14 protein-coding genes are annotated in these 16164 nt (G+C 62.3%); 9 read left to right on the forward strand and 5 right to left on the reverse strand.

Annotation, left to right across the window (positions count from 1 at the left end; genetic code table 11):
• Positions 1-169: 169 nt before the first annotated feature.
• Entirely contained in the window at positions 170-1318 is a 1149-nt protein-coding gene (locus tag GJV18_RS07445) for a pyridoxal phosphate-dependent aminotransferase (RefSeq protein WP_160344058.1), read from the forward strand.
• Between the two features lie 79 nt (positions 1319-1397).
• Positions 1398-2180: an amidohydrolase gene (locus GJV18_RS07450; RefSeq protein ID WP_160344059.1), complete on the forward strand. Its 783-nt coding sequence runs from the start codon at positions 1398-1400 to the stop codon at positions 2178-2180.
• Here the strand turns inward: GJV18_RS07450 and GJV18_RS07455 are convergent.
• A complete protein-coding gene (locus tag GJV18_RS07455; RefSeq protein ID WP_160344060.1) occupies positions 2167-2538 on the reverse strand; it encodes a MerR family DNA-binding protein in 372 nt (123 codons plus the stop codon). The two genes, GJV18_RS07450 and GJV18_RS07455, sit on opposite strands and share 14 nt — an antisense overlap.
• A gap of 76 nt (positions 2539-2614) precedes the next feature.
• Here GJV18_RS07455 and GJV18_RS07460 point away from each other — a divergent pair, with 76 nt between their 5' ends.
• Entirely contained in the window at positions 2615-3682 is a 1068-nt protein-coding gene (locus GJV18_RS07460) for an SDR family oxidoreductase (protein WP_160344061.1), read from the forward strand.
• A 15-nt stretch (positions 3683-3697) separates the two neighbouring features.
• On the opposite strand, the gene leuA is transcribed toward GJV18_RS07460, so the two are convergent.
• The 3 genes from leuA to GJV18_RS07475 all read right to left on the reverse strand — a co-directional run bounded on the left by leuA (position 3698) and on the right by GJV18_RS07475 (position 7667).
• Complete coding sequence (gene leuA / locus GJV18_RS07465; protein WP_160344062.1) at positions 3698-5368, reverse strand: 2-isopropylmalate synthase; 1671 nt, start codon at positions 5366-5368, stop codon at positions 3698-3700.
• Positions 5369-5640: 272 nt separating this feature from the next.
• Positions 5641-6465, reverse strand: coding sequence for a peptidoglycan DD-metalloendopeptidase family protein (locus GJV18_RS07470; RefSeq protein ID WP_160344063.1), 825 nt, complete (start codon positions 6463-6465; stop codon positions 5641-5643).
• Positions 6466-6605: 140 nt separating this feature from the next.
• Positions 6606-7667, reverse strand: coding sequence for an AraC family transcriptional regulator (locus GJV18_RS07475; RefSeq protein WP_160344064.1), 1062 nt, complete (start codon positions 7665-7667; stop codon positions 6606-6608).
• 269 nt (positions 7668-7936) lie between these two features.
• On the opposite strand from GJV18_RS07475, the gene GJV18_RS07480 reads away from it, so the two are divergent.
• Positions 7937-8959, forward strand: a complete 1023-nt coding sequence (locus GJV18_RS07480) for an alkane 1-monooxygenase (RefSeq protein WP_218571972.1) — start codon at positions 7937-7939, stop codon at positions 8957-8959.
• Positions 8960-9127, forward strand: a complete 168-nt coding sequence (locus GJV18_RS07485) for a rubredoxin (RefSeq protein ID WP_160344066.1) — start codon at positions 8960-8962, stop codon at positions 9125-9127.
• Here the strand turns inward: GJV18_RS07485 and xseA are convergent.
• Positions 9113-10492 (reverse strand): exodeoxyribonuclease VII large subunit, encoded by a 1380-nt coding sequence (gene xseA / locus GJV18_RS07490; protein ID WP_160344067.1) that lies wholly within the window; start codon positions 10490-10492, stop codon positions 9113-9115. The two genes, GJV18_RS07485 and xseA, sit on opposite strands and share 15 nt — an antisense overlap.
• Before the next feature lie 105 nt (positions 10493-10597).
• Between xseA and GJV18_RS07495 the strand changes: the two genes are divergently transcribed.
• From GJV18_RS07495 to GJV18_RS07510, 4 genes are all read left to right on the forward strand, one after another.
• Positions 10598-11149 carry a sugar ABC transporter ATPase gene (locus GJV18_RS07495; RefSeq protein WP_160344068.1) on the forward strand — a complete coding sequence of 184 codons (552 nt, stop codon included), beginning with the start codon at positions 10598-10600 and terminating at the stop codon, positions 11147-11149.
• A 92-nt stretch (positions 11150-11241) separates the two neighbouring features.
• The gene (gene guaB / locus GJV18_RS07500) at positions 11242-12711 is read left to right on the forward strand and encodes an IMP dehydrogenase (protein ID WP_160344069.1); all 1470 of its coding nucleotides are present in this window, start codon (positions 11242-11244) and stop codon (positions 12709-12711) included.
• Positions 12712-12972: 261 nt separating this feature from the next.
• The gene (gene guaA, locus GJV18_RS07505) at positions 12973-14550 is read left to right on the forward strand and encodes a glutamine-hydrolyzing GMP synthase (RefSeq protein WP_160344070.1); all 1578 of its coding nucleotides are present in this window, start codon (positions 12973-12975) and stop codon (positions 14548-14550) included.
• A gap of 171 nt (positions 14551-14721) precedes the next feature.
• The gene (locus GJV18_RS07510) at positions 14722-16092 is read left to right on the forward strand and encodes a multicopper oxidase family protein (RefSeq protein WP_160344071.1); all 1371 of its coding nucleotides are present in this window, start codon (positions 14722-14724) and stop codon (positions 16090-16092) included.
• Positions 16093-16164: the final 72 nt, after the last annotated feature.

Genomic DNA, 16164 nt, shown 5'->3' on the forward strand with positions numbered 1-16164 from the left:
CCCAGGCTGATGAAAACCTACCTACGTTGACAATACTGCGTTAAAAACAGGCTCGGAATGCTCATTTACAGCTCGTAAACTCCGCTTCCTCGCCTGTTTTTGCCTTGTCTTGTCTGCCTCGCCTACGTTTTTCAACAGCCTGTTAGCACTCAAGCCGGATGCTGCCTCGATGATTATCAGCAAGCTGCCGAACGTCGGCACCACCATCTTTACCCGCATGTCGCAGCTCGCCGCGGAAACCGGCGCACTCAATCTGTCCCAGGGATTCCCTGATTTTGATGGCCCGCTGGCGCTGCGCGAGGCGGTTGGGCGGCATATTGCTGCCGGGCATAACCAGTACGCACCGATGACCGGCTTGCCGGCGCTGCGCGAGCAGGTGGCGGCCAAGGTGGCGCGTTGCTATGGCCGAACGGTCAGTGCAGATAGCGAGGTGACCATAGTGCCCGGGGCGACCCAGGGTATCTTCTGTGCCATCCAGGCACTGATCCAGCCGGGTGATGAAGTGATCGTCTTCGACCCCAGCTACGATAGCTACGAGCCTTCGGTGCAGCTGGCAGGCGGACGCTGTGTGCATGTGCCGCTGGCCTTGCCGGGGTTCAGTATCGATTGGCAGCGCCTGCAGGATGCGCTAAGCGACAAGACTCGCCTGGTTATCCTCAACAGCCCGCATAACCCCAGCGGGGCGCTGATCTCCCGCGCCGAACTGGATCAGCTGGCGGCACTGATCCGCGAGCGCGATATCTACCTGATCAGCGATGAGGTCTATGAGCACCTGGTATTCGATGGCGTCCAGCACGCCAGCATCCTGGCTCATGACGAGTTGTATCAGCGTGCCTTTGTGGTCAGTTCCTTTGGCAAGACCTACCACGTCACCGGCTGGAAAACCGGATATGTGGTGGCGCCACCGTTGCTGTCCGCCGAGCTGCGCAAGGTTCATCAGTACGTCAGCTTCTGCGGCGTGACCCCGCTGCAATGGGCGCTGGCGGACTATATGGCCGCGCATCCCGAGCATGTGGAGGAGCTGCCGGCGTTCTACCAGGCCAAGCGCGATCTGTTCTGCGACCTGCTGGCGGGTTCGCGCTTTAGCTTTACCCGCGCCGCCGGAACCTATTTCCAGCTGGTTGACTATTCGGCCATTTGCCCTGATCTGGATGATGTAGCCATGGCCGAATGGCTGACCCGTGAGCATGGGGTGGCGGCGATTCCGATATCGGTGTTCTACCAGCAGCCACCGCAGGACTTGCGTCTGGTGCGCTTGTGCTTTGCCAAGCGTGAAGAAACCCTGCGCCAGGCGGCGGAGAAACTCTGTGCGGTGTAGGGTGGATAACCGCTAAGCGTTATTCACCAGGGCTTGGTGGGTGTGAAAAACGACATCCACCCTACGCGAGTGAAATGAGATGAGCGACAAACCCGATCTTGAACTGGCGCTGATCCAGACCAGCCTGGTCTGGCAGGAGCCGGCCGCCAATCGCGCGCACTTCGCATCTCTGCTGGAGCAGGCCCGTGGCGCCGATCTGGTCGTGCTGCCGGAGATGTTCAGCACCGGCTTTTCCATGGACTCCGCAGCGTTGGCCGAGCCCGAAGACGGCCCCACCAGCCAGTGGCTGCGTGAGCAGGCCCAGGCGTTGCAAGCCGTGGTCACCGGCAGCCTGATTATCCAGGCCGCCGATGGCAGCTACCGCAATCGCCTGCTCTGGGCGCGGCCCGATGGCAGCCTGGCGCATTACGACAAGCGCCACCTGTTTCGCATGGCCGGCGAGCACAAGCACTACAGTGCGGGCACGCAGCAGGTGTTACTGGAAGTCAGGGGCTGGCAGGTGCGTCCGCTGATCTGCTACGACCTGCGTTTCCCGGTATGGAGCCGCGACCCGCAGCACACCGATCTGCTGCTCTATACCGCCAACTGGCCGGCCGCGCGGCGCAATCACTGGAACCGTCTGCTACCGGCGCGGGCCATCGAGAATCTCTGTTATGTGGCGGCGGTGAATCGCATCGGCGAGGACGGCAAGGGCTATGCCTACAGTGGCGATTCCCAGGTGCTGGACTATCAGGGTGAGCAACTGCTTGCGCCTGGGCCGGTGGATGGTGTGTTCCGGGTAACCCTCAAGGCTGCGGAGCTGGCGGCCTATCGCGAGCGTTTCCCGGCTCACATGGACGCCGACAGCTTTAGCCTGACCTAGCCGCCTGCTCGGCGGCGCTGGCTTCCAGACGCAGCTTTTCACTGCGCAGAAAATCGCGCAGCTGTTGCAGATCGGCCAGCTTTTTTTCCACCTCGGCCAGTTTGCGGCTGACCAGTGCGGCGCCCTGGGCGCAGTCCAGCTGCTGCTCGCGGCGGGCCTTGAGGATTTCACCGATCTCGCCGAGGGAAAAGCCCATGCCCTGAGCCTGCCGGATAAAATCCAGGTCGCTCAAGGTCTGCTGGCAGTATTCGCGATAATTGTTATCCCGGCGCAGGGCGCTGATCAGCCCCAGGCTTTCGTAATAGCGCAGGGTGTGGCGGCTGGCGCCGCTGCGTTTTTCCAATTCGCCGATGCGCATGCAAATCCCGCTTGACTATAGAGTGTGCTCGATAGTTTAGCCTGCCTGAGTCATCAATAAATCAGGAGGATTGGCGATGCAGCAGCCCTGTTTTGTCACCGGCGGCAGCGGTTTTATCGGTCAGCATCTGCTGGCCCTGCTCACCCACAGGGGCCATCCGGTCAGTGTGCTGATGCGTCGGCCGCACAACCTGCCGGCTCTGCGTGAGCAGGTCGAGCAATTGGGCGGGCAGGGGCATCTGCTCACAGCCGTTGTCGGTGATCTGGGTCTGCCGGGCCTGGGATTGGACGCCTCTGCCCGTGAGCGGGTGCATCAGGCGGCTGTAGTGTTTCATCTGGGCGCACAGTTTGCCTGGGGATTGGCGGCCGAGCAGGCGCGCCGAGTCAATGTTGAGGGTGCTGTTGCGGTGGCAGAGCTTGCAGCGCAACAGGGCAGTCGCCTGCTGATGGTAGGCGGCTTTATGCTGGCCAACCATGGCCATCTGCAGCGCCTCGGCATTGACCTGCAGCAGCCCGAGCGTACCGATTGGAACGGGGTTTATCGGCGCAGCGGCGGGTACGAGGGCAGCAAGCTGGAGGCGCATTTTCGTGTGCGTGCACGGATGGCTGAATTGCAGGCGCCACTCACGGTCGTGCATCCGGCCACTGTGTGTGGCCACAGCCGCAGCGGGCATATTCTGCCAGCGCAGCCCTTGGCGGGACTGATTGGCAATCTGGCCAGCGGTCGGCTGGGCGCGATACCGGGCTCGCCGGCGCATTGGTTGCCACTGGTCAGTGTGGATTTCTTGGCGGAACTCATGGTGGCGGCTGCCTTTGATAAGCAGCAGGTCGGGCAGGAGATTCTTGCTCTGGATGCCGCGACGCCCAACCTGCGGGGCATGCTGCAGCAATTGGCCCAGACGCTGGGGGTGCGGGCACCGAGTCGGCATCTGCCGATTGCCTTGCTGCGGGGCTTGCTGAAACTTCCGGGGCTGCCGCAGTTGTTGCGTACCGATGCCGAGTCGCTGGATTTTATCCAGACCACCCGCTTCGATACCTCAGCGACCCAGGCTCTGGCCCAGCGCCACCAGCTGCACTGGCCGGATATCGGCCAGGCATTGCAGGCGACGGCGCATTACCTGGCGGGCAAGCCGTCAGTAGTCTGACGGCTTGCCCAGCAATCAGGCGGCCTGTTCGGCTGCCTGAGCCAGGGCGCGATTGAGGGCACTGAACAGCGCGCGGAAGCTCGCCGTGGTGAGGTTTTCATCGATGCCTGCGCCGTGCAGGGCGCGGCCGCCATTGACGCGCAGCTCGATGTAGGCCGCCGCCTGGGCGTTGGTGCCGGCGCCGATGGCATGCTCGCTGTAATCCATGATTTCCACGGCCACCGGCAGACCAGCCACCAGGGCTTCCAGCGGCCCCTTGCCGATGCCGCGCCAGTGCCGGCTTTCCCCTGCCTCGATGACTTCAACGTCCACCGCGCTGGTGCCGTTTTCTTCCTGCAGGCGATGACCTTTCAGGGCGTAGGGCGCGCTGGCTTGCAGATACTCGCTTTCCAGAAGCTGGTAGATCTGCGCGGCGGTCATCTCCAGGCCGAGGCGATCGGTCTCGCGCTGCACCACCTGGCTGAACTCGATCTGCATGCGCCGCGGCAGGTTGATACCGTATTCCTGCTCCAGCAGGAAGGCGATGCCGCCCTTGCCGGACTGGCTGTTGACGCGGATCACCGCCTCGTAGTCGCGGCCGATGTCAGCCGGATCGATCGGCAGGTAGGGCACTTCCCAGACCGCGTCGGCCTGCTGCTGGGCGAAGCCCTTGCGGATCGCGTCCTGGTGCGAGCCGGAGAAGGCGGTATGGACCAGATCGCCGGCATAGGGGTGGCGCGGATGCACCGGGATCTGGTTGCAGTCCTCGACCACCTTGCGCACCGCGTCGATGTCGGAGAAGTCCAGCTGCGGATCGACGCCCTGGGTGTAGAGGTTGAGCGCCAGGGTCACCAGGCAGACGTTGCCGGTGCGCTCGCCGTTGCCGAACAGGCAGCCCTCGACGCGGTCGGCGCCGGCCATCACGGCCAGCTCGGACGCCGCCACGCCGGTGCCGCGGTCGTTATGGGTGTGCACACTGATCAGCACGCTGTCGCGGCGATCGATGCGGCGGCCGAACCACTCGATCTGGTCGGCGTAGTGGTTCGGCGTGGCGCACTCGATGGTGGCCGGCAGGTTGAGGATCAACTTGTTCGCCGGGGTCGGCTGGAATACGCCGATCACCGCATTGCACACCTCGACGGCAAAATCCGTCTCGGTTGAGCTGAACACTTCCGGCGAATACTCGAAGCCCCACTGAGTGTCCGGCTGCGCGGCGGCCAGGCGCTTGATGATGCGCGCGGCGCCTACGGCGATCTCGATCACGCCGGCCTTGTTCTGATTGAAGACGATGCGACGGAAACTCGGCGCGGTGGCGTTGTAGTAGTGGACGATGGCGCGCTTGGCGCCCTTGAGCGACTCGAAGGTGCGGGTGATCAGGTCCTCGCGGGCCTGGGTCAGCACCTGGATGGTGACGTCATCGGGGATATGGCCGCCCTCGATCAGCTCGCGCACGAAGTCGAAGTCGGTCTGCGATGCAGACGGGAAACCCACTTCGATTTCCTTCAGGCCCACGGCCACCAGGCACTTGAAGAAGCGCATCTTCTTCTCGGCATCCATCGGCTCGATCAGCGACTGGTTGCCGTCGCGCAGGTCGGTGGACAGCCAGATGGGGGCCTTGTCGATGATCCGGTCCGGCCAGGTGCGGTCGGGGAGCTGGATCTGGGTAAAGGGGCGGTATTTCTTGGCGGGGTCTTTGAGCATGGTCATGGCAAATCCTTGGGGTACGGGCCTGGCAAACACGATAGCGGGGGAGCGGCGGGGAGGGGCTCAGCCACGCAGTCGTGGGCTTGCCAGGCGCTGGCAGGCGTATTGGCGCAGGAGTATCAGGGTATGGGGCGCGTTCATGCTGCCAACCCTAATGGCTTGGGTTAAAGCTGGCAAGCAATGCGAAAAAATTGGAATTATTGGTCGTTATTGGGTATTTATTGGGTTCTTATGCCTGGGCTTTTGGGTTTTAAGCGGGTTGATTGCGCGGCATGTCAGTTCTTGAACTGGCCGATAAAGATTGCCGGGTCGACGCGGACGTCGTTGAGGCTGACGTTCCAGTGCAGATGCGGGCCGGTAGCGCGGCCGGTGGCGCCGACTTTGCCGAGATGGCCGCCTCGGGGGATCTCGTCACCCAGCTTTACGTCGATGGCCGACAGGTGGCAGAACATGCTGATCAGGCCCTGGCCGTGGTCGACAAATACCGTCTTGCCGTTAAAGAAATAGTCGCCGATCAGAATAACCTTGCCCGCCGCCGGCGCCTTGATTGGCGTGCCGCTGTTGGCCGCAAAGTCCAGTCCGGAGTGCGGATTGCGTTCCTCGCCGTTGAAGAAGCGGCGCAGGCCGAAGGGGCTGGACAGCGGGCCGCCCACCGGTCTGTCGAACAGCAGATTGCTCGGCTGGCGGGGGCTGAACTGCTGGTAGGCGCGGGTCTGTTCGGCCAGCTCGCGCTCGATACGTTCTAGGTTGTCCGCGTTTGGGTTGACCTGTTGCAGGTTCTTGAGGGTGATGCGCTGTTCCATGTAGTGCTTGTTGCCCACCTGGAAGCTCAGGGTCTGGCTGCCACTGACGCTGATCTGTTGAGTGCCGGGTTTCACGCTCAGGGGAATGCCGACAATGGCGATCCAGCGCTGCTGATCCTCATGGATCACCAGCACCGGCTTGTTCTGATAGCGCACGCTGGGCGCGCTGGCTGCCGGCCCCAGGTCCACCACGGCCACACCGCCCGGTACGGGCTTGTTCAGCAATCGGCTGATAAAGCCTTCGGCATGGGCGGGCAGGGCGAGGCAGAGGGCAATCAAGAGGGCAAGCAGGCGCATAGAAATTCCGTTAGCTGGGTTAAGCAGGCTCATGCTGCCGTCGCCAGAGGGTGGATATGGGGTGTCGAATTGCATAGCGCTTGTGCGCGCTAATCCCATGGGATCCAACAGGACCGCCATTGGCTTGTTCAGGCGGCATCTTAGCGTTTAGTGCGACGGTATTGCCCAGGCGCGATGCCGGTCATCTGGCGAAAGGCCCGGCCAAAGTTTGCGGCGTCGCTGTAGCCTAGCAGCAGCGCTATGTCGCTGACTGAGTAGCGTGCATCGCTGAGCAGGCGGCAGGCGAGTTGTTGTTTCTGGACGCTGCACAGGCTGCGAAAGCTGGTGCCGTGTTCATCCAGACGGCGGATCAATGTTCGTGGCGACATGGCCAGCGCGGCAGCAAGATCGTCCAGGCGCGGTTGGCTGATGGGATCGCCAAGCGTGGTGAACTGATCAAAATGAGTCATGAGCCAATGCTCGGCGCGGGTCTTGATGTCCTTGGGATGGAGTAGGTTGTTGAGCGCTTCGCGGCAGCGCATCAAGGCGGCGCGGTATGTTTTCTCATCGTGCAAGGGGCAGGGTAGGCGACGCAGCCCAGCGGGTATGACGAAGGCATTGGTGTCGGCATTGAACTCGCATCGGCCCGCGAAATAACTGGCATACAGCCCCGCATGAGGCGGCGCGGGGCAGGCAAACTGCAGAATCACCTCGCTGGCGCTGTGGCCCATTACCGCATTGACATAGCTGCTGGCGATTTGCATCAGCACCTCAATCAGCGGCAGTTCCAGCTCGCCCAAGGCATAGCGCTGAGTATCCACTCTAAAGCACAGCAGGTTGTCCTGCAGGCTGGCGCTGAAGCCGATATAGGGCGCACGTATCCGCGCAAACTGCACCAGGACATCCAGGCCTTCGCCTAAGGTCGGCGCACTGAGCGCAGCAAAACCCAGCGGTCCATGGCTGGTTATGTTGAGTTGCTGGCCGAAAACAAGCCCCCAGTCACTGCGCCCAGTCAGCGCCATCACATTGCGGAAAATCTGCAGTTGTTGCGCCGCGCTGATATGGGTGCTGCTGGCCGGCAGGCTTTCCCCTAGGCCAGTACCGGCCAGCAGGTTGCGGGCCTGCTCCGGCCAGCGCTGGAGCAGCAGGCGGGTGTAGGTGCTGGGTGTGGGCAGTTGGTTGAGCTCGTTGTTCATAGGTTGAGTATGGCGATAAATGACCATGATTGCGTCATTAACTGCAATGTAAGTGAATGCGCTGCAGCCTTAGAGTGGTGACCATCAACCACCGCCCAGAGGGCCAGTCGATGCATCGGTTCACTACGCAGCACCCTGATAAAGGGGAAATTACCTACCAAGACCGCAAGCGCTACCTTTGGCTGGTGTCATTGCTCTATCCCTTGGTCGCCCTCAGCGGCATTGGTTTGTATTACCTGACAGACAACCAGTGGCTGTTTGTCGTGCCTTTGATTGCATCTTATATAGGCGTCAGTGTGCTTGACTGGTTGCTGGGTGAGGACCGTAACAACCCGCCCGAGGAGCTGGTGCCGCAGCTGGAGGCGGATGCGTATTACCGCTGGCTGCCCATTTTAACGGTGCCCATGCACGTGCTGGTGCTGGTGATCTTTGCCTGGTTTATCTCCAGTCACGACCTTGGCGTGCCTGCTTTGATCATGCTGACATTGACCGCCGGTTTGTACAGCGGCCTGGGCATCAATACCGCCCATGAGCTGGGTCACAAGAAGCCGGCGCTGGAGCGCTGGATGGCGCGCATTGCATTGGCGGTCTCGGGTTACGGGCATTTCTGTGTCGAGCATAACCGTGGTCATCACCGGCATGTGGCCACCCCTGAAGATCCAGCCAGCTCGAAGATGGGCGAGAACATTTACCAATTTGCCTGCAAGGAAATTCCTGCGGGTTTTCGTCGCGGCTGGCAGTGTGAGAAAGAGCGCATGGAGCGCCAGGGCAAGTCGGTTTGGCACCCGAGCAACGAAGTGCTGCAATCCTATGCACTGACTCTGGTCATCCAGGGTGCGCTGATCGCGGTGTTCGGCTGGATCATGCTGCCGTTTCTGCTGGTGCAGAATTTCTTTGGCTGGTGGCAACTGACCAGTGCCAACTACATTGAACACTACGGCCTGCTGCGTCAGCGTAAAGCCAATGGTGGTTATGAGCACTGCCAGCCGTGGCACAGCTGGAATGCCGACTACATTGCCTCCAACCTGCTGCTGTTCCAGTTGGAGCGTCATTCCGATCACCACGCCAACCCGACCCGGCGCTATCAAAGCCTGCGCAGCTTTGCCGATCTGCCGACCTTGCCTATAGGCTATTTCGGCATGTACGCCATCGCGATGCTGCCTGCGCTGTGGTACCGCGTAATGGATAAGCGCTTGCTGGCACTGCCGCATATTGCCGGTGACTTTGACAAGGTCAACATAGCTCCCGGCCGGCGCGCCGAGCTTGAGGCCCGCTATGCAGGCGTCAGCGCCCAGCAACCTGCTGCCCAGGAGGCGTAAATGGCCAAGTACCTCTGTCCCGGTTGTGGGTATCAGTACGACGAAGCGCTCGGCGAGCCCCGCGAGGGCTTTGCCCCTGGCACCATTTTTACCGCCTTGCCCGAAGATTTTTTCTGCCCCGATTGTGCAGTGCGGGGTAAGGACGATTTTGAGTTAGTCGAGGAGTGAAAAAGTAACCGGTGCCAGCTGGTTATCTTCCACGCGAACCAGCAGCTCGCCAGCGCCCAGCTTGGCTTGTAAACGCTGGCCTGGATGGGTGTCGGCGGCGTTGCGGATGGCGCGACCGCGCTCGTCCAGCAGGATGCTGTAGCCACGGCCGAGGGTGGCCAGGGGGCTGACCGCATGCAGCGTTTGCACCTGGCTGTGCAGTTGCAGGCGGCGAGCCTTTAGGCCCTCGCCCATGCTGCGTTGCAGGCGCTCGGCAAGGGCTTGCAGGCGTTGCTCCAGCAATTTCAGGTTGCGTTCCGGGTGCAGGCTATGCAGGCGAGTCTGCAGGTGATTCAGGCGTTCGCGGCGTTGCCCCAGGCTGCGCTCGAAGGCCCGGGCCAGGCGCATTTCCAGATCATCCACGCGCTGTGCCTGCTGGCGCAGGGCTTCGCCCGGGTGGCGCAGGCGTCGCTGCAGGCCGTCCAGGCGCATATGCTCACGCTCCAGGCGGTGCTGCATGCGCATCAGCAGGCGGCGCTTGAGGCTGTACAGGCGCTGCAGCAGTTCGCTGCTGTCCGGGGCCAGCAGTTCGGCGGCGGCCGAGGGGGTGGGGGCGCGTACGTCGGCAACAAAATCGGCGATGGAAACATCGGTTTCATGGCCCACCGCGCTGACGATGGGCGTGACGCAGGCGGCAATGGCGCGCGCCACCGGCTCTTCGTTAAAGCACCAGAGGTCTTCCAGCGAGCCGCCACCGCGAGCCAGGATCAGGGCATCGAAGCCACGGGCGTCGGCCAGGGTCAGGGCGCGGACAATCTGCGCTGTGGCTTCGCGGCCCTGCACTGCGGTGGGGATCAGGCACAGCTCGACCTGCGGAGCGCGGCGGCGGAACACGCTGATGATGTCGCGGATCACGGCACCGGTCGGCGAGCTGATAATGCCGATACGCTGCGGGTGAGGCGGCAGGGCGACTTTGCCTTCAGCTGCGAACAGCCCCTCGGCGCTGAGCTTTTCCTTCAGCGCTTCGAAGGCCAGGCGCAGCGCTCCATCGCCGGCCGGTTCCACGGCATCGAGAATCAGTTGGTAGTCGCCGCGCCCCTCGAACAGCGAAACCTTGCCACGCACCTTGACCGCCAGGCCATCGCGCAGCGCCTGGCGCACCTTGGCGGCGTTTTGCCGGAACAGCGCGCAGCGCACCTGGGCCTGGCTATCTTTAAGGGTGAAATAGATATGCCCGGACGCCGGCCTGGCCAGGTTGGATATTTCGCCTTCCACCCAGATGCCACCGAATACATCTTCCAGCAGCAGGCGTGCGCGGTTGTTCAGCTGGCTGACGCTGAGCACTTCGCGGTCGAGGTTCAGGCGTTGGAAGGGATCTTTGATCATGGCCGGCATAGTAAAGGCTTTGCCCGGTCGACCATAGTGGCTTGGCCTTGACCGGCGTCGTGTGGCCATTAAGCTGCGCGCCTTCAGCGCAAACCGAGTTTTGATATGAGTGAGCAGCAGGCGATCATCGTGCCGCAGATTTCCAGCTTCCCCGGCCATGAGGCGCGGGCGCGGGTGATTGTGCGCTGGCTGGTCAAGCAGAACATCATCCAGGAACAGCTAACGACCTGCGGGCGCACCTATAAGCATATGGGCTACGGCATCGCCGAGGGCGCGCGGCGGGTGGTCGAGCGGCCGGAGTTGTTGCCGTTTGGGCAGGCGGTGCATGGTCTGGAAATCATCTACAAGCGCTGCATCTATACTCCGACCACGGGCTTTCTTGAAGAGGCCGGCTGCCCCGAGTGCAGGCAGGAGGTGGGTGAAAGGTTGTTCGACAGTCTGGAGGAGTGGATGCCGGGGCATACCGACAACTTCCGCTGCCCGCTCTGTGGCTTTGAGGACGATATCAACGGCTTCCTGTTTCTGCAGCCCTGCGGCTTCTCCAATCTGGGCTTTATCTTCAACAACTGGGCCGATGCCGGTTTCAAGCAGAGCTTTGTCGACGAGTTTGCCGCCCGCCTGGGCTATCCGGTGTCCCTGATACGGGTTGATTTATAAGGGGGGAGGCTCGGCACTTCTTTGCATTGAGTGAAGCAGGGCGTCTGAGTATAATGGCGCGCTTCCAATTTTCCCGCCCGGGAGCCCCCGCCATGCTGCGTATCAGTCAAGAAGCCCTTACCTTCGACGACGTTCTACTTATCCCTGGTTATTCCGAAGTCTTGCCGAAGGATGTCAGCCTCAAAACGCGTCTGACCCGTGGCATCGAGCTGAATATCCCCCTGCTGTCCGCCGCCATGGACACCGTGACCGAAGCGCGTCTGGCCATCGCCATGGCCCAGGAAGGTGGCATCGGCATCATCCACAAGAACATGACGCCCGAGCAGCAGGCCGCCGAAGTGCGCAAGGTCAAGCGCTACGAGTCTGGCGTGGTCAAGGATCCGATCACCATCGAGGCCGATGCCACCGTGGGTGATCTGTTCGATCTGACCCGGCAGAACAATATCTCCGGCGTGCCGGTACTGCACCACGGTGACCTGGTGGGCATCGTCACCAGCCGTGACGTGCGTTTCGAAACCAATATGGCCGCCAAGGTACGCGACGTGATGACGCCGAAAGAGCGCCTGGTCACGGTCAAGGAAGGCGAAGACACCCAGGTGGTGCGCAAGCTGCTGCACAAGCACCGCATCGAGCGGGTGCTGATCGTCGATGATCAGTACCGCCTCAAGGGCATGATGACCGTCAACGATATCGAGAAGGCCAAGGCCTACCCGCTGGCCAGCAAGGACGACCAGGGTCGTCTGCGCGTCGGCGCCGCGGTCGGCACCGGTGCCGATACCGCCGACCGCGTTGCGGCGCTGGCCGCAGCCGGTGTTGACGTGATTATCGTCGACACCGCCCACGGTCACTCCAAGGGTGTGATCGACCGCGTACGCTGGGTCAAGCAGAACTTCCCCGAGGTGCAGGTGATCGGCGGCAATATCGCCACTGGCGACGCTGCCAGGGCGCTGGCCGAGGCGGGCGCCGATGCGGTCAAGGTGGGTATCGGTCCGGGTTCGATCTGCACCACCCGTATCGTTGCCGGCGTGGGTGTGCCGCAGATCAGCGCCGTGGCCAATGTCGCCGCTGCCCTGGCTGGCACGGGTGTGCCGCTGATCGCCGACGGTGGCATCCGCTTCTCTGGTGACCTGTCCAAGGCCATTGTCGCCGGCGCCTCCGCCGTGATGATCGGCTCCATGCTGGCCGGTACCGAAGAGGCGCCGGGTGAGGTCGAGCTGTTCCAGGGCCGCTCCTACAAGGCTTACCGCGGCATGGGCTCGCTGGGCGCCATGGCCCAGGCCCAGGGCTCCTCGGATCGTTACTTCCAGGACTCCTCGGCCGGTGCCGAGAAGCTGGTGCCGGAAGGTATCGAAGGCCGTGTGCCGTATAAAGGTGCCATGAGCGCCATCGTCCATCAGCTGATGGGCGGCCTGCGTGCCTCCATGGGTTACACCGGCTGCGCTACCATCGACGAGATGCGTACCAAACCCGAGTTTGTGCGTATCACGGGCGCCGGTATGGCCGAGTCGCACGTCCATGACGTGCAGATCACCAAAGAGGCGCCGAACTACCGCGTCGGCTAAAAAATCGATTTGACGCTGCTGCGCTTGCGCATACTGCGTTGGAGAAAAACTCGACACTGGCTCGCCAGTGAACGTCCGAAAGGACGGCCCGGAGGGCGAACGAAGTGAGTAAATGCGTGCTTCAGCAAACTCCGCTTTCTCGTTTCTCTCCGCCTTGCCTGCCCGGCGCTCGCGACGCGGCAAATCGATTTTTGCAATGTATGAATAACGGGGCTGTTCGATCAGCCCCGTGTCATTTGTGAATACCTACGAGAGATGGCCATGGCCCACGACATCCACGCCCACCGTATCCTGATTCTGGACTTCGGTTCCCAGTACACCCAGCTGATCGCCCGCCGCGTGCGTGAGATTGGCGTCTATTGCGAACTGCACCCCTGGGATATGAGCGACGACGACATTCGCGCCTTTGCCCCGCGCGGCATCATCCTCGCCGGTGGCCCGGAGTCGGTGCACGAAGCCAATAGTCCGCGGGCGCCGCAGGCGGTGTTCGATCTGGGCGTGCCGGTGCTGGGTATCTGCTACGGCATGCAGACCATGGCCGAGCAGCTGGGCGGCAAGGTGGAAGGTTCCAACCTGCGCGAATTCGGTTACGCCCGCGTCGATGTGGTCGGCAAGAGCCAGTTGCTGGCCGGCATCGAGGATCATGTGGACGCCGACGGCGTGCTCGGTCTGGACGTGTGGATGAGCCACGGCGACAAGGTTACCCGTCTGCCGGAAGGTTTCCACATCCTGGCCAGCACCCCGAGCTGCCCGATCGCCGCCATGAGCGACGACACCCGCCATTACTACGGTGTGCAGTTCCACCCGGAAGTGACCCACACCAAGCAGGGCGGTCGCATCCTCTCGCGCTTCGTGCTGGAGATCGCCGGCTGTGAGGCGCTGTGGACCCCGGCCAATATCGTCGAGGACGCTATTGCCCAGGTACGCGCTCAGGTGGGTGATGCCAATGTGCTGCTGGGGCTGTCCGGCGGTGTCGATTCCTCGGTGGTCGCAGCATTGCTGCACAAGGCTATCGGCGATCAGCTGACCTGCGTATTCGTCGACAATGGCCTGCTGCGCCTGCACGAAGGTGAGCAGGTGATGGCCATGTTTGCCGAGAACATGGGGGTCAAGGTGATCCGTGCCAATGCCGAGGAGCAGTTCCTGGGTAACCTGGCCGGCGAAGCCGACCCGGAGAAGAAGCGCAAGATCATCGGTCGTACCTTTATTGACGTGTTCGATGCCGAGGCCAGCAAGCTGGAAAATATCCAGTTCCTCGCCCAGGGCACCATTTACCCGGACGTGATCGAGTCGGCCGGGGCCAAGACCGGCAAGGCCCATGTGATCAAGTCGCACCACAACGTCGGCGGCCTGCCGGAGGAAATGAACCTCAAGCTGGTCGAGCCGCTGCGTGAACTGTTCAAGGATGAAGTGCGCCGTATCGGCCTGGAACTGGGCCTGCCCTACGACATGGTCTACCGTCACCCCTTCCCGGGTCCGGGCCTGGGCGTGCGCATCCTCGGCGAGGTGAAGAAGGAATACGCCGACCTGCTGCGTCAGGCTGACCATATCTTTATCGAGGAGCTGCGCAACTTCGACTGGTACCACAAGACCAGCCAGGCCTTTGTGGTTTTCCAGCCGGTCAAGTCGGTGGGTGTGGTCGGCGACGGCCGTCGCTACGCCTGGGTCGTCGCCCTGCGCGCCGTGGAAACCATCGACTTTATGACCGCGCGCTGGGCCCACCTGCCCTACGAGCTGCTGGAGAAGGTCAGCAACCGCATCATCAACGAGATCGAAGGCATCTCCCGCGTGACCTACGATGTGTCGAGCAAGCCGCCGGCCACGATCGAGTGGGAGTGATGTAGGCAACAAGGGCAGCGTGAGCTGCCCTTGTTGTATCTGCTGCGGCATCCTGTCCGCTTTTCGGGGTCGTCAGTCCCGTTGTTTAAATGAGAAGATATTGCAATTGCGAGCCCGGCTTGGGGTCGGATAAATATCTTCCCGGAATGCATCCGGGCCAAGGAAACGCCTATGTCCTTTACCCGTAGACAAATGCTGGCTGGCCTGGCCGGTCTTGCTGTTGTCGGCCTTGGCGCGGGCGGCGTGCGCTACTGGCTGGGGCGCCCGGAAAATGTGGCGACCCATGACTATGAACTGATCGCCGCGCCGCTGGATATCGAGCTGGTGCCGGGTTATGTCACGCCGGCCTGGGCCTACGGTGGCCAGGCACCGGGTGTGGAGTTGCGCTGCCGGCAGGGCGAGCGCTTGCGCGTACGCTTCATTAACCGGCTGGACGTACCGACCACCATCCACTGGCACGGTATCCGCCTGCCACTGGAGATGGACGGTGTGCCCTATGTGTCCCAGGCACCGGTGCTGCCGGGGGAGTACTTCGACTACAACTTCATCACCCCCGATGCTGGCAGTTTCTGGTATCACCCCCATGTCGCCAGCGCCGAGCAGCTGGGGCGTGGGCTGGTAGGCGCGCTGATCGTCGAGGAGCGTGAACCCAGCGGTTTCAGGTATGACCACACGCTTAATCTGAAAAGCTGGCACATCGACGAGCAGGGCGCGTTCACCGAGTTCAGCGTACCGCGCGAGGCTGCGCGGGGTGGCACGTCGGGGCGCCTGAGTACGGTCAATGGCGTGCATGCGCCAACCCTGGAGTTGCCGGCCGGGCAGGTGGTGCGCCTGCGTCTGATCAATCTGGATAACACCCTGACCTATCGCCTCAACCTGCCTGGCGCGGATGCACGCATCTATGCGCTGGACGGTAATCCGGTCGAGCCTCGGCCGCTGGGCAAGGAGTACTGGCTGGGGCCGGGCATGCGTATCGAGCTGGGGCTGAAGGTGCCGGCGGCGGGTACTGAGTTGTCGCTGCGCAACGGCCCGCTGCGCCTGGCAACCCTGCGCGCGCAGGAAAGTGCCGACCGCGCAACTGATTGGCCGCCTGCGCTGCCGGCCAACCCGGTGGCCGAGCCTGACCTGGCTGTTGCCGAGACTGTGCGCTTCAACTTCGAGTGGGCCGGGGCTGTATCGGTCGGCCTGGAGCAGGGTGCGGCGCACAGCTTCTGGCAGATCAATGGCCAGGCCTGGGATATCAACGACAAGACCTGCGCCGATCGGCCGATTGCCCGCCTGCAGCTGGGCAGGAGCTATATCTTCGAGCTGCGCAACCTCAGCCAGTACCAGCATCCGATCCACCTGCACGGCATGACCTTCAAGGTGCTGGACTCCAATCGCAAGAAGGTCATTCCGTATTTCACGGACACCTACCTGCTGGGCAAGAATGAGCGCGCGCGTGTTGCGCTGGTTGCGGATAATCCCGGGGTATGGATGTTCCACTGCCATGTGATCGACCATATGGAAACCGGCCTGATGGCATCAATCGAGGTGGTGTAGGGTGGACATCGCTTTTTACATCCACCGGATTATTCGGCGGAAAACGCTTCGCGGTTTTGCACGGTGCGGCCT

Origin of the sequence: Pseudomonas xionganensis (genome assembly GCF_009763245.1) — a bacterium.
GTDB lineage: Bacteria > Pseudomonadota > Gammaproteobacteria > Pseudomonadales > Pseudomonadaceae > Aquipseudomonas > Aquipseudomonas xionganensis.

What these genes read in the sequence shown, in the direction of transcription:
- GJV18_RS07445 (WP_160344058.1), top strand. Translation starts at nt 170, where the DNA reads ATGATTATCAGCAAGCTGCCGAACGTCGGCACCACCATCTTTACCCGC.
- GJV18_RS07450 (WP_160344059.1), top strand. Translation starts at nt 1,398, where the DNA reads ATGAGCGACAAACCCGATCTTGAACTGGCGCTGATCCAGACCAGCCTG.
- GJV18_RS07455 (WP_160344060.1), bottom strand. Translation starts at nt 2,538, where the DNA reads ATGCGCATCGGCGAATTGGAAAAACGCAGCGGCGCCAGCCGCCACACC.
- GJV18_RS07460 (WP_160344061.1), top strand. Translation starts at nt 2,615, where the DNA reads ATGCAGCAGCCCTGTTTTGTCACCGGCGGCAGCGGTTTTATCGGTCAG.
- leuA (WP_160344062.1), bottom strand. Translation starts at nt 5,368, where the DNA reads ATGACCATGCTCAAAGACCCCGCCAAGAAATACCGCCCCTTTACCCAG.
- GJV18_RS07470 (WP_160344063.1), bottom strand. Translation starts at nt 6,465, where the DNA reads ATGCGCCTGCTTGCCCTCTTGATTGCCCTCTGCCTCGCCCTGCCCGCC.
- GJV18_RS07475 (WP_160344064.1), bottom strand. Translation starts at nt 7,667, where the DNA reads ATGGTCATTTATCGCCATACTCAACCTATGAACAACGAGCTCAACCAA.
- GJV18_RS07485 (WP_160344066.1), top strand. Translation starts at nt 8,960, where the DNA reads ATGGCCAAGTACCTCTGTCCCGGTTGTGGGTATCAGTACGACGAAGCG.
- xseA (WP_160344067.1), bottom strand. Translation starts at nt 10,492, where the DNA reads ATGATCAAAGATCCCTTCCAACGCCTGAACCTCGACCGCGAAGTGCTC.
- GJV18_RS07495 (WP_160344068.1), top strand. Translation starts at nt 10,598, where the DNA reads ATGAGTGAGCAGCAGGCGATCATCGTGCCGCAGATTTCCAGCTTCCCC.
- guaB (WP_160344069.1), top strand. Translation starts at nt 11,242, where the DNA reads ATGCTGCGTATCAGTCAAGAAGCCCTTACCTTCGACGACGTTCTACTT.
- guaA (WP_160344070.1), top strand. Translation starts at nt 12,973, where the DNA reads ATGGCCCACGACATCCACGCCCACCGTATCCTGATTCTGGACTTCGGT.
- GJV18_RS07510 (WP_160344071.1), top strand. Translation starts at nt 14,722, where the DNA reads ATGTCCTTTACCCGTAGACAAATGCTGGCTGGCCTGGCCGGTCTTGCT.